The organism is Nocardioides sp. (assembly GCF_025965415.1).
Taxonomy (GTDB): Bacteria; Actinomycetota; Actinomycetes; order Propionibacteriales; family Nocardioidaceae; genus Nocardioides.
In genome coordinates this window covers 1-12,242 of record NZ_JAOPWY010000063.1, presented here as the reverse complement: position 1 = coordinate 12,242, position 12,242 = coordinate 1, and the positions used below count along the sequence as shown (strand labels likewise).

General features: G+C 71.1%; 13 protein-coding genes. 6 read left to right on the top strand and 7 right to left on the bottom strand.

Annotated features, from left to right (window positions below; all coding sequences use genetic code 11):
- Positions 1 to 2,164: aminopeptidase N (gene pepN / locus JWN97_RS07060; RefSeq protein ID WP_297620532.1), on the top strand; the 2,164-nt coding region annotated here is incomplete at its 5' end.
- Between the two features lie 87 nt (positions 2,165 to 2,251).
- Here the strand turns inward: pepN and JWN97_RS07055 are convergent.
- Both JWN97_RS07055 and JWN97_RS07050 read right to left on the bottom strand, forming a co-directional pair.
- A complete protein-coding gene (locus JWN97_RS07055) occupies positions 2,252 to 2,635 on the bottom strand; it encodes a DUF5130 family protein (RefSeq protein ID WP_297620529.1) in 384 nt (127 codons plus the stop codon).
- The gene (locus JWN97_RS07050; protein WP_297620526.1) at positions 2,622 to 3,023 is read right to left on the bottom strand and encodes a hypothetical protein; all 402 of its coding nucleotides are present in this window, start codon (positions 3,021 to 3,023) and stop codon (positions 2,622 to 2,624) included. Before JWN97_RS07050 ends, JWN97_RS07055 begins: the two co-directional genes overlap by 14 nt.
- 31 nt (positions 3,024 to 3,054) lie before the next feature.
- On the opposite strand from JWN97_RS07050, the gene JWN97_RS07045 reads away from it, so the two are divergent.
- A complete protein-coding gene (locus JWN97_RS07045; RefSeq protein WP_297620523.1) occupies positions 3,055 to 4,170 on the top strand; it encodes a mechanosensitive ion channel family protein in 1,116 nt (371 codons plus the stop codon).
- Positions 4,167 to 4,544 carry a globin gene (locus tag JWN97_RS07040; protein ID WP_297620520.1) on the top strand — a complete coding sequence of 126 codons (378 nt, stop codon included), beginning with the start codon at positions 4,167 to 4,169 and terminating at the stop codon, positions 4,542 to 4,544. Before JWN97_RS07045 ends, JWN97_RS07040 begins: the two co-directional genes overlap by 4 nt.
- Before the next feature lie 13 nt (positions 4,545 to 4,557).
- Here JWN97_RS07040 and JWN97_RS07035 read toward each other — a convergent pair whose 3' ends face one another.
- Complete coding sequence (locus JWN97_RS07035) at positions 4,558 to 5,403, bottom strand: thioesterase family protein (protein ID WP_297620517.1); 846 nt, start codon at positions 5,401 to 5,403, stop codon at positions 4,558 to 4,560.
- 49 nt (positions 5,404 to 5,452) lie between these two features.
- Positions 5,453 to 5,635, bottom strand: a complete 183-nt coding sequence (locus JWN97_RS07030) for a hypothetical protein (protein WP_297620514.1) — start codon at positions 5,633 to 5,635, stop codon at positions 5,453 to 5,455.
- Between the two features lie 137 nt (positions 5,636 to 5,772).
- Here JWN97_RS07030 and JWN97_RS07025 point away from each other — a divergent pair, with 137 nt between their 5' ends.
- From JWN97_RS07025 to JWN97_RS07015, 3 genes are read left to right on the top strand one after another with little or no spacing between them, the layout of a single operon-like run.
- On the top strand, positions 5,773 to 6,363 hold the full coding sequence (locus JWN97_RS07025; RefSeq protein ID WP_297620511.1) for a TetR family transcriptional regulator: 591 nt from the start codon (positions 5,773 to 5,775) through the stop codon (positions 6,361 to 6,363).
- A gap of 53 nt (positions 6,364 to 6,416) precedes the next feature.
- Complete coding sequence (locus tag JWN97_RS07020; protein WP_297620508.1) at positions 6,417 to 7,655, top strand: acetyl-CoA C-acetyltransferase; 1,239 nt, start codon at positions 6,417 to 6,419, stop codon at positions 7,653 to 7,655.
- Between the two features lie 33 nt (positions 7,656 to 7,688).
- The gene (locus JWN97_RS07015; RefSeq protein ID WP_297620506.1) at positions 7,689 to 8,183 is read left to right on the top strand and encodes a MarR family transcriptional regulator; all 495 of its coding nucleotides are present in this window, start codon (positions 7,689 to 7,691) and stop codon (positions 8,181 to 8,183) included.
- An 83-nt stretch (positions 8,184 to 8,266) separates the two neighbouring features.
- Here JWN97_RS07015 and ettA read toward each other — a convergent pair whose 3' ends face one another.
- From ettA to JWN97_RS07000, 3 genes are all read right to left on the bottom strand, one after another.
- Entirely contained in the window at positions 8,267 to 9,949 is a 1,683-nt protein-coding gene (gene ettA / locus JWN97_RS07010) for an energy-dependent translational throttle protein EttA (RefSeq protein ID WP_297620503.1), read from the bottom strand.
- Positions 9,950 to 10,086: 137 nt separating this feature from the next.
- Positions 10,087 to 10,494: a single-stranded DNA-binding protein gene (locus tag JWN97_RS07005; RefSeq protein WP_297620500.1), complete on the bottom strand. Its 408-nt coding sequence runs from the start codon at positions 10,492 to 10,494 to the stop codon at positions 10,087 to 10,089.
- A 149-nt stretch (positions 10,495 to 10,643) separates the two neighbouring features.
- On the bottom strand, positions 10,644 to 12,242 hold a 1,599-nt coding region (locus tag JWN97_RS07000), incomplete at its 5' end, for a YfjP family GTPase (protein ID WP_297620497.1).

The window sequence follows — 12,242 nt, the reverse complement described above, 5'->3', positions numbered from 1 at the left end:
CGAGGTGCCCGACGCGCGCCGCGTCTTCACCACCTTCGAGCAGCCCGACCTCAAGGGCGTCTTCGACTTCCGCGTGACCGCGCCCGACCACTGGGTCGTCGTCTCCAACGCCCCCACGCCCGAGCCGGTCGCCGCGGGCGAGGGCACCGCCACCTGGACGTTCCCGACCACCAAGCGCATGTCGACCTACATCACCGCCGTCGTGGCCGGCGAGTACCACGCCGTCTTCGACACCTTCCAGGGCCAGTACGACGAGATCCCGCTCGGCCTCTACTGCCGGCAGTCGCTGGTCGAGCACCTCGACCACGAGGAGCTCGTCAAGATCACCTCGCAGAGCTTCGCGTTCTTCGAGGAGAAGTTCGCGATGGCCTACCCGTTCGAGAAGTACGACCAGCTGTTCGTGCCCGAGTACAACATGGGCGCGATGGAGAACGCCGGCTGCGTCACCCTGCGCGACGAGTACCTCCCCCGCAGCCGCCAGCCGCGCTCGTTCTACGAGTTCCGCTGCTCGGTGATCACCCACGAGATGGCCCACATGTGGTTCGGCGACCTGGTGACCATGAAGTGGTGGGACGACCTCTGGCTGAACGAGTCGTTCGCCGAGTGGGCCTGCTACTGGTGCGAGGCCAACGCCACCGACTTCACCGACGCCTGGACCGGCTTCGCCAACGCCCGCAAGCAGACCGGCTACCGCGCCGACCAGCTGCCCTCGACCCACCCGATCGCGGCCGACAACGTCGACCTGCACGCGGTCGAGGTCAACTTCGACATGATCACCTACGCCAAGGGCGCCTCGGTGCTCAAGCAGCTCGTCGCGTGGGTGGGCCTCGAGCCGTTCCTCGAGGGGCTGCGCGCCTACTTCAAGGAGTGGGAGTACGGCAACCCGGAGTTCAAGGACCTCCTCGCCACGCTCGAGAAGGCCTCCGGTCGCGAGCTGCAGAGCTGGGCGCAGGAGTGGCTGCAGACCGCCGGCGTCAACACGCTAGCCCCCTCGTTCGAGCTCGACGCCGACGGCAGCTACGCCACGTTCGCCGTCAGCCAGACGGCCCACCCCGACTGGCCGACGCTGCGGCGCCACCGGCTCGGCATCGGGCTGTACGACGACGTGGACGGGCGGCTCGTGCGCCGCGACTACCTCGAGATCGACGTCGAGGGCGCCAGCACCGACGTCCCCGAGCTGGTCGGGGTGAAGCAGCCGGCGCTGCTGCTGCTCAACGACGAGGACCACGCCTACGCCAAGATCCGTCTCGACGAGCGGTCGCTGGCCACGGCCATCTCCGGGCTCTCCACCTTCGAGGACTCGCTCCCGCGGGCGCTCGTGTGGGGTGCCGCGTGGGACATGACCCGCGACGGCGAGATGCGCACCCGTGACTGGGTCGACCTCGTGCTGGCCAACATCGGCGCGGAGTCGGACGCGTGGGCCGTGACCCGCATCCCGGCCTCCACCGCCCTGTCAGTGAACTTCTACTCCGACCCCGCGCACCGCGACGAGCTGCGGGCGACGTGGGAGTCCGGGCTGCGCGAGCTGCTCCTGGCCGCCGAGCCGGGCAGCGACCACCAGCTCACCTTCGCCCGGTCGTACGCCGGTGCCGCCCGCAGCGACGGCGCCCTCGACGACCTGATCGGGCTGCTGGACGGCTCGTTCGCCGTCGAGGGCCTGGCGATCGACCAGGACATGCGCTGGGTGCTGATCACCGCGCTGGCCAGGTCGGGACGCTTCGGCGACGCCGAGATCGACGCCGAGCTCGAGGTCGACAAGACCATCTCGGGCCAGGAGTCGGCGGCCGCGGCCCGCGTCGCGCAGCCGACGGCCGAGGCCAAGGAGGTCGGGTGGGCCGCGATCGTCGACCCCGCCACGCCCAACGAGACGATGCGCGAGATGTCGCTGTCGATCTTCCGCTTCGGCCAGGAGGACGTGCTCGAGCCCTACCTCGAGAAGTTCCTGGAGGCCGCGGACACCCTGATCGACACCCTCGGCTTCCACAAGGCGTCGGCGGTGCTCGAGTACGGCTTCCCCAAGCCGCTCGGCTCGGCGGCCACCCTGGCCCGCCTCGACGAGTGGCTCGCCGACAACAACGCGCCCAAGGGCGCGCAGCGCTACGTCGGTGAGGCGCGGGCCGAGATCGCCCGGGCGCTCACCGCGCAGGAGTACGACGCCCGCTGAGTCGCCGACCTGACGCTCGTGCACGCCGCGGGGTGTGCACGAGCGTCAGCTCGGCATGCTCTCGCGGTGCACGAGCGTCAGCTCGGCTCAGGCGTGGAGGGTGTTCTGCGGACGCGCGTGCTCGGCGAGCATCGCGATCCCGCGCTGGAGCCCGCCGAGCAGGTTGCCGGCACCGAACTCCGACGACATCGCCAGCACGGCCAGCTCGACCTCGGCGTCGGTGAGGTGGAGGCGTACGTCGCCCCCCGTGACGACCTCGGTCACCCGGCGGCGCGGGTCGACGAGCACCAGGACGCTCCGCGCGGGAGCGACGAGGCGGTTGTGCAGGCGCGTGGCCCAGGCCCGGGTGTCGTCGCCGTCGGCCGGGCCGACGTAGACGGAGAACTCGAAGCGGCACGCCTGCTCGGCGAGGCGGATGGCCCGGTCGAGGGCGAGCCGGTCGGCCTGGCTCAGCAGCTCACCAGCTGCCACGTGCGCCACCGGCCCTCGAGTCGTCGTCGGCGGCCGGGAGCTCGGCGACGCCCTGGCGGGGGCCGCCGATCCACTGGCCCTCGGGCAGGTGCTGGCTGCCGGTGTGGTCCGGCAGGAGCTTCTCGCCGCGGACCATCGCCGGCAGGTAGACCGCGAGGGCGATGAGCACGAAGAGCAGCAGCGGGCCGCCCACGAGCAGCAGCAGGGCGTGCAGGTCGTCGACGTCCGTGACCGGGGCCCAGCCGTCGGGCACGTCGGCACTGGCCGGCGCGGCCAGGAGCGCCAGCACCGGCGCCGTGGTGAGCACGGCAGCGCGCCGGACACGGCGGGCGTGGGCGTGCGGGGACGAGCGCCGGGGAGTCTGGGTGGGGCTGACGGGCGTGGTCACGTGCAGAAGGGTATCGCCCATACTGGCGGGCATGCCTCACCCCCTCATTGCCCCGATCATCACTGTGACCGAGGTCTCCGGGCGCGAGACCAACACCCTCCTGACCTGCTCGGCCGACGAGAACATCTGCACCTGGGTGCTGGAGCGGACCGGCAGCCAGACGCTCGCCACGATCTCGGACTGGGTCCTCGGCAAGCCGTCCGCGCTGGCGGGACTGATCCTCATCGGACTCATCAGCCGGTGGCTCCTCCACCGGCTCATCGACCGGGTCATCAAGCGGGCCGAGGTCGGCATGCTCCCCAACCGCCTCAGCCGGGCCATCACCGGCGGTCGGATGGGCGCGGCGCTCAACCTGACCGACGACCCCGGCTACACCCGCCGCGTGCAACGGGCGGCCACCATGGGCTCCCTGCTCAAGAGCATCGTCAGCGGCGTCGTGTTCACCGTGATCGCGCTGATGGCCATCGCCGAGGTCGGCTACGAGATCGGGCCCCTGATCGCCAGCGCCGGCATCATCGGCGTGGCGCTCGGCTTTGGCTCGCAGGCCCTGGTCAAGGACTTCCTGTCCGGCATCTTCATGATCTTCGAGGACCAGTACGGCGTCGGCGACGAGGTCGACCTCGGTGAGGCCTCCGGCACCGTCGAGGCGGTCAGCCTGCGCGTCACGCGGCTGCGCGACGTCAACGGCACCGTCTGGTACGTCCGCAACGGCGAGATCCTCCGGGTCGGCAACATGAGCCAGAACTGGGCGCGCACCGTGCTCGACATCAAGGTCGCCTACGGCGAGGACCTGGCCCGGGTCCAGCGGGTGCTGGCCGAGGTCGCCCACGACATCTGGGAGGACGAGGACTTCAAGGGCCGGGTGATCGAGGAACCCTCCGTCTGGGGCATCCAGGACCTCGGTCCCGACGCCGTCGTCGTACGGATCGCGGTGAAGACGGCCCCGCTCGAGCAGTGGGCGGTCGCGCGCGAGATGCGCCAGCGGATCAAGGTGCGCTTCGACCTCGAGGGCTTCGAGACGCCCTTCGCCCAGCGAGTGGTGTGGATGCGCGACGACCAGCGACCGCACCCGCCCGTCCCCGACGAGGACGAGCAACCCCCCGCGAAGGGGCCTGCTCAGGCCGAGGGCGGGACAATGACGACGTGACCACCACCTTCTTCGACGAGATCGGTGGTGCGGACACGATCCGCACCATCGTCCACCGCTTCTACGAGGGCGTGGCCACGGACGAGCTGCTGCGTCCGATGTACCCCGAGGAGGACCTCGGGCCGGCCGAGGAGCGCTTCACGCTGTTCCTCATCCAGTACTGGGGTGGTCCGACGACGTACGGCGACACCCGCGGGCACCCGCGCCTGCGGATGCGGCACGCGCCCTTCCAGGTCACGCCCGCTGCCGCGCAGCGGTGGCTGGTGCACTTCCGCGCGGGGCTCGACGCGGCCGACCTCACGCCCGAGCAGGACCAGCGGTTCTGGGACTACGTGACCCACGCCGCGCAGTTCATGGTCAACACGCTCGAATGAGACCCGCTCGCGGCTACCCCGCCACGAAGGTGCGGAACCGGTCGGGCACCGGCGTCGGGCGCCCGGTCTCGTTGTCGATGCAGACCCCGACCACACGGGCCCGGGCCAGGACCTGGTCGCCGTCGCGCACCACGGACTCGAAGACCACCGAGGTGCTCCCGATCCGGGAGACCCACGTGCGGCAGTCGTAGGGCTCCGGGCGGAACAGGATCGGCCGCCTGTAGTCCACGTCGGTCTGCGCGACGACGAGGTGGTAGCCGTCGCCGAGCTCGCGGCCCTGGTCGACCATCAGCTGGATCCGGGCCTCCTGGAAGTACTCGAAGTACTTCACGTTGTTGACGTGGCCGTAGACGTCGACGTCGCTGAAGCGGACGTGGACGGCGTACGTGCCGCCGGGGACCTCGACCACGTCGGGGTGGCGCGGGGCCCGGACCGGCTCGTCCGGCTCGAGGAGGCGGGCCAGCGACGCCTTCTCCTCGTCGTGGAGGCGGCGCGGACGCTCGGTGGCGAAGACGTACGGCGTGAGCACGGTGCGGGCGCGGAGGTGGACCGTGCGCTCACCCGCCTCGTCCTCGGTGAAGATCTCGTAGCCCATCGTGAAGCTCGCGGCGCGGATCTCGGTGACCCAGCACTCGATGGCGACCGGCTCGAAGGAGAACGTCAGCGATGAGACGTAGGTGACCTCGTGGCGCACCACCACGACGCCCTCGGCCAGGTCGTCCGCGCGGCTGTCCGGGGCGTGGGTGCGGAACATGTCGACCCGCGCCTCCTGGAGGTAGTCGACGTAGGTGACGTTGTTGACGTGCCCCAGGAGATCGAGGTCGGCCCAGCGGAGCGGGCAGCGGTAGAGGTGACGCACACCCCGATCGTCGCAGATGCGCCGCTCATGAGGGCGTGGGTCGGGTCGCTCAGTGGGCGAAGTGCAGGCGACCGTAGTAGGCCGGGATGGACTCGCGGCGGGCCAAGCGGTCGCGGCGGGTCACGCTGAGGGTCGAGGGAAGCGCGACCGCGGCCATGGCGACGGAGGCGAGGGCGGCGATGCCGACGACGACCAGGAGGGTGATGGCGGCGGTGGGGTCGATGAGCTGCATGATCGGTTCCTTTCTACAGACGTAGAGTTTCTACGTATGTAGAAGGCTACTCCTCGAGGCCCGCATCGCAAGTCGGCCCGGTAGTGTCCTGCGTCACCGTCGCGGACGTGCGTCGGAGCGCAGGAGGAGGCGAGACCGTGAGCCCAGCGACCGAGGAGCTCTCCCCGCGCCGTCGCGAGATCCTGGCCGCCGCCACGACCGTGCTGGCCCGTCAGGGCAACCGCGGACTGACCCACCGCGCGGTCGACCGCGAGGCCGGCCTGTCGGAGGGCAGCTCCTCGGCCTACTACCGCTCCCGCGATGCGCTCATCGGAGCGCTCGGCGACTTCGTGGCCGACCGGCTGGGCGCGGACGTGGCCGCGCTGGGCGCCCGGCTCGCCGCCTGCCCCGGCGACCACGAGCGTGCGGTCGCCGAGGTGTCCCGCCTGTTCTCCCGCTGGCTCGACCAGCCCGACCTGCTGGCCGCGCGCCTCGAGCTCACGGTCGCCGCCACCCGCGACCCCGGCCTGGCCGAGCGGTTCACGCTGTGGCGCGACGACCTCGTGGCCATGGTGCGCGAGGTCATGAGCGGTGCGGGGAAGGAGGGTGGCGCCTCCGCCGAGACGCTCGTCGCCGCGCTCGACGGCGTACTGCTGGCGTCGTTGATGCTGCCCCCGCGACGTCGCCGCAGGTTCGTCGGCGACAGCGTCGAGGAGCTGCTGTCCGGGCTGGGAGCGGACGCGTCGTAGCCGCGGACTAGTCTGCCCCCCAGACAGTGACCGACGAGTAACCGGAGTTATCCATGCCCGAGGCAGTGATCGTTTCCGCAGCGCGCTCCCCCATCGGCCGCGCCAACAAGGGCTCGCTCAAGGACTTCCGTCCCGACGACCTGACCGCGCTGGTCGTGCAGGCCGCGCTCGACAAGATCCCGGACCTCGACCCCGCCACCATCGAGGACCTGCTGCTCGGCTGCGGCCTCCCCGGAGGCGAGTCGGGCAACAACATGGCACGCGTCGTCACCACGCTGCTCGGCCTCGAGGTCCCCGGCGCGACGATCACCCGCTACTGCTCCTCGTCGGTGCAGACCAGCCGGATGGCCTTCCACGCCATCAAGGCCGGCGAGGGCGACATCTTCGTCTCGGCCGGCGTCGAGACCGTCTCGAGGTTCGCCAAGGGCACCTCCGACCACATCCCCGGCACCCGCAACCCGGTCTTCGAGGACGCGCAGGCGCGGACCGACGAGTACGCCGCGGGCGGGAAGGACCCTTCGACAGGCTCAGGACGGCGCTGGCACGACCCCCGCGAGGACGGCCTGCTCCCCGACATCTACATCGCGATGGGCCAGACGGCCGAGAACGTCGCCCGGATGCGCGGCCTGGACCGCAAGGAGCTCGACGAGTTCGCGGTCCGCTCGCAGAACCTCGCCGAGAAGGCGATCGCCGACGGCTTCTGGGCCCGCGAGATCACCCCGGTCACCACGCCCGACGGCACGGTCGTCAGCACCGACGACGGCCCGCGAGCGGGAGTGACGTACGACGCCATCGCCGGCCTCGACCCCGTCTTCCGCCCCGACGGCGTGGTCACCGCCGGCAACTGCTGCGCGCTCAACGACGGCGCCGCTGCCGTCGTCATCATGTCGGACACCAAGGCTGCCGAGCTCGGTCTCACCCCCCTGGCCCGCATCGTCTCCACCGGCGTCTCGGGCCTCTCGCCGGAGATCATGGGCCTCGGCCCGGTCGAGGCGACGAAGAACGCCCTGAAGTACGCCGGGATGAGCATCGGCGACATCGACCTCGTCGAGATCAACGAGGCCTTCGCGGCCCAGGTGGTGCCGTCCTACCAGGACCTCGGCATCGACCTCGACCGGCTCAACGTCAACGGCGGCGCGATCGCGGTCGGCCACCCCTTCGGGATGACCGGCGCACGCCTGCAGAACACGATGCTCAACAGCCTCGACTGGCACGACAAGTCCACCGGTCTCATCACCATGTGCGTCGGCGGCGGCCAGGGCATGGCGATGATCCTGGAGCGCATGGGCTGAGCGCGATCGGGCCCCGCCCACTAGGCTTCGGCCATGACCGTGACGGGGGAACCTCGATGGCTCGACGCCTCCCAGCAGCACTCGTGGCGTGCCTTGATGATGGGCATGACGCTGCTGCTGGAGCGTCTCGACGACGACCTGCGACGTGAGTTCAACATGTCGCTGACCGAGTACGAGGTGCTGGTGCGCCTCTCCGAGCGGCCCGGGCGCGCTATGCGGATGGCCCAGCTCGCCGATGCCATGGCGCACTCGCGCAGCCGGGTCACGCACACGGTCGCCCGGATGGAGGCCGTCGGCTACGTCACCCGCGGCACGACCCCGGAGGACGGCCGCGGGGTCGTCGCGACCATGACGGAGCGTGGCTACGAGCTCCTCGTCAAGGCCGCGCCGTGCCACGTCGAGAGCGTGCGGCGCAACGTGGTCGACCTGGTGGGCGAGGAGGACTTCGCCGCCGTGGGGCGCGTCTTCGACCGCGTGGCCGACCACCTCGTCACACGGCACCCCGAGTCGGAGATCCGCACCCAGTGACCTCGCGCGCAGCGCGAGGTCACTGAGGTCGATCAGGTCAATCAGGTCAATCAGGCCAGACAGGCCAGTCAGGCCAGCCCAGCTCAGTCGCGGGTGAGGCGCCGGTGCGTCACGCGGTGCGGGCGCGCCGCCTCGATGCCCAGCCGCTCGATCTTGTTCTCCTCGTAGGCCGCGAAGTTGCCCTCGAACCAGAACCAGTTGGCCGGGTCCTCGTCGTCGCCCTCCCACGCGAGGATGTGCGTCGCGACGCGGTCGAGGAACCACCGGTCGTGCGAGGTGACCACGGCACAGCCGGGGAAGTCGAGCAGCGCGTCCTCGAGCGACGACAGGGTCTCGACGTCGAGGTCGTTGGTGGGCTCGTCGAGCAGCAGCATGTTGCCGCCCATCTTCAGCGTGAGCGCCAGGTTGAGGCGGTTGCGCTCACCACCGGAGAGCACGCCGGCCTTCTTCTGCTGGTCGGGACCCTTGAAGCCGAACGACGCGACGTAGGCGCGGCTGTTCATCTCGAAGTTGGCGACCTTGATGAAGTCCAGGCCGTCGGAGACGACCTCCCAGACGTTCTTGTTGGGGTCGATGCCGCCGCGGCTCTGGTCGACGTACGACAGCTTGACCGTCTGGCCGACCTTGAGCTCGCCGGCGTCGGGCTGCTCCTCCCCCGTGATCATCCGGAAGAGGGTGGTCTTGCCGACTCCGTTGGGACCGATCACGCCGACGATGCCGGCGCGCGGGAGCTTGAACGAGACGTCGTGCATGAGGGTGCGACCCTCGAAGCCCTTGCCGAGGTCGTCCGCCTCCAGCACGATGTCGCCCAGGCGCGGACCGGCGGGGATGTTGATCTCGGAGGTGTCGATCTTGCGCATCCGGTCGGCCTCGGCCGCCATCTCCTCGTAGCGCGCGAGTCGGGACTTGCTCTTGGTCTGGCGGGCCTTGGCGTTGGAGCGCACCCTCTCGAGCTCGCGCTCGAGGACCTTGGCGCGCTTGGCGTCCTTCTGGCCCTCGATCTTGAGGCGGTCCTTCTTGGTCTCGAGGTAGGTCGTGTAGTTGCCCTCGTAGGGGTGCGCCTTGCCGCGGTCGAGCTCGAGGATCCACTGCGCGACGTTGTCGAGGAAGTAGCGGTCGTGGGTCACGGCCAGGACGGCGCCGGGGTAGCTGGCCAGGTGGCCCTCGAGCCACTGGACCGACTCGGCGTCGAGGTGGTTGGTGGGCTCGTCGAGGAGCAGGAGGTCGGGCTGCTGGAGGAGCAGCTTGCAGAGCGCGACGCGGCGGCGCTCGCCGCCGGAGAGGTTGTCCACCAGCGCGTCCGGCGGCGGGCAGCGCAGCGCGTCCATGGCCTGGTCGAGGCGGCTGTCGAGGTCCCACGCGTTGGCGTTGTCGAGCTCGGTCTGGAGGTTGCCGGTCTCCTCCATGAGGGCGTCCTGGTCGGCGTCGGGCTCGCCCATCTCCATGTAGGCCTCCTCGAGGCGCTTCATCTTCGCCTTGAGCTCGCCGACGGCCTCCTCGACGTTCTCGAGGACCGTCTTGCCCTCCGAGAGGGGCGGCTCCTGCTGGAGCATCCCGACGGTCGCGTCGGGGTCCAGGATCGCGTCGCCGTTGTTGGCGTGGTCGAGCTGCGCCATGATCTTGAGGAGGGAGGACTTGCCCGTGCCGTTGGGCCCGACGACGCCGATCTTGGCACCGTGGAGGAACGAGAGGGTGACGTTGTCGAGGACGACCTTGTCGCCGTGGGCCTTGCGCACATTGCGCAGTGTGAAGACGTACTCAGCCATGCGGGCGAGCCTACGGGGCAGCGCACCCGCGCCGACAATCGCGCCTTCGCCGCCACGGTCGTGAGACCTCCCGGGCCGCCACCGCGACGAGCAGGTGACGGCGTCCACCACTGGCGGAGCCCGGCTCCCGAGCCGCCTCAGGCCGCCTGGGGCTCCGTGCTGTCCGCGACCGGGACCTCCCGGACCTCCGCCGGCACGGGCTTGGTGAACGTCGCCGTGCCGTGGGAGAGGTCGTGGCCCACGGCAGAGGCGACCACCTCGAAGGACGTCTGCGGCTTGCCCTCGCGCTCCCAGACGTCGGCGACCAGCCGCCCGTGGACCACGACCGGGTCACCGCTGTGCAGGGACGCCGCGAGGTGGCGAGCGAGCCGGTTCCACGCCTTGACGGTGTGCCACGACGTGGTGCCCTTGACCCACTCGCCGTCGCGGTAGCGCGTCGGGGTGCAGGCCACGCGGAACGAGGCGACGTGGCGTCCCTCGGCGACCTCGCGCAGCACGACGTCGCCGCCGATCCAGCCGGTCAGGGTGATCTGGGTGTCGTACATCGGTGCATCTCCTGGTGTCGGCGGCGGTGGTTCCGCCGCGATCACTCCAAGGCTCGGCACCCCGACCGACACCCACGGCCCGGCTGCCGGGGAGCTGTGGACAACCCGCGTCCGGGTGCCGCTGTGGACGATCAGCGGTCCACGAAACCTCAGCGCAGGGCCGCCGCCAGGCCGTCGCGCACCTCGGCGTAGGAGACGAGCTCCGCGCGGATCGGCTCGACCACCACCTCGGCCGACACCTCCGAGATCGCGTCGCGCAGGCGCTTGTCGGCGGTGCGTGCCCGCGACCTCGCCGTGAGCGAGACCAGCCAACGGCACACCAGGGCCAGGAGCAGGCCCAGACCCAGGCCGCCGAGCAGCAGCAGCGTCGGCACGGGGAAGGCGCCCACCTCGGGCGTCGGCGGCTCGGGGAGGCGGGCGTAGGAGCCGAGGGCCAGCAGGGCGAGCCAGCCGGCTCCGACCAGGGCCGCGAGGATCAGGACGTACTGGAGCACGCGCACGAGGCCCGCCCAGACCGGGATCTTGTCGGCACCGAGGTCGGTGGCGGCGACGGCCCGGTCGAGGCGGTCGTTGAGGTCGGGCAGGCGCGAGACCGACGCGGCGCGGACGGCGTGCGCCCACGACGGCGCCATCCCCTCGCCCACCTGGTCGGCCAGGGCACGCACCTCGGTGTCGACGCGGGCACGCTGGACGCCGGTGGCCTTCGGCACCGAGGTGCGGGAGGCGCCGGTCAGCTCCTTGCCGGACGCGCCCAGGTCGAGGTGGAGGCGCTTGAGCGGGTCGGGCTTCAGCCGCGAGAACCACGCCGTGACCGGCCAGCCGGTGGCGCGGTTGGCACGCAGGCGGGTCGAGTCGGCCACCGCCTTGACGACCGTCGGCACCCCGGCGGCGTCGGCGAAGGCGTCGTCGAGCGCGGCGACCCGCTCCTTCGACAACGTCGGCGCCTTGCCGCTGCCGGTCGCGTCCTGCAGCCGCTGGGCGGCGGACTTCACGTCGGCCTCGAGCCGCGAGCGGGTGACCTTCTTGGCCGCGACGCGCTGGGCGATCATGCCGCGCAGCTCGTCGATGCCCCAGCCCTGGCGCGCGCTGACCGGGAGCACCGGCACCCCGGCCAGGCCGTCGGCCTCGAGGAGCCGGCGTACGTCGTCCACCATCGTCTCGCGGCGGTCCTCCGGCACGGTGTCGATGTGGTTGAGCACGACCAGCATCACGTCGCTGTGGCCGGCGAGCGGCTTGAGGAAGCGGTCGTGGATGGCGGCGTCGGCGTACTTCTGCGGGTCGAGCACCCACACCAGCATGTCGGCGAGCTCGACGAGACGGTCGACCTCGAGGTGGTGGGACACCTCGGTGGAGTCGTGGTCGGGGAGGTCGAGGAGCACGACCCCGCGCATCTCGACGTCCTCGTCGGCCTTGGACAGCATCGAGTCGCGGGTCACCTGGTGCCGGGGCGGGATGCCGAGCCACTCGAGGAGCTCCTCGGCCCCCTCCTTGCCCCAGACGCAGGCCGTGGCCCACGAGGTGGTGGGACGTCGTACGCCGACAGCGGCGAGCTCGAGCCCGCTCAGGGCGTTGAAGGTCGAGGACTTCCCCGACCCGGTCGCGCCGGAGAGCGCGACGACCGTGTGGTCGGCGGAGAGCTTGAGGCGGCCGGCCGCGCGGGCCGCGACGGCCGAGGCGTCGTCGGCGATCGCGTCGTCGACGCGTCCGCGGGCCGCGGCTGCGGCGCGCTCGAGTCCGTCGACGCGGGC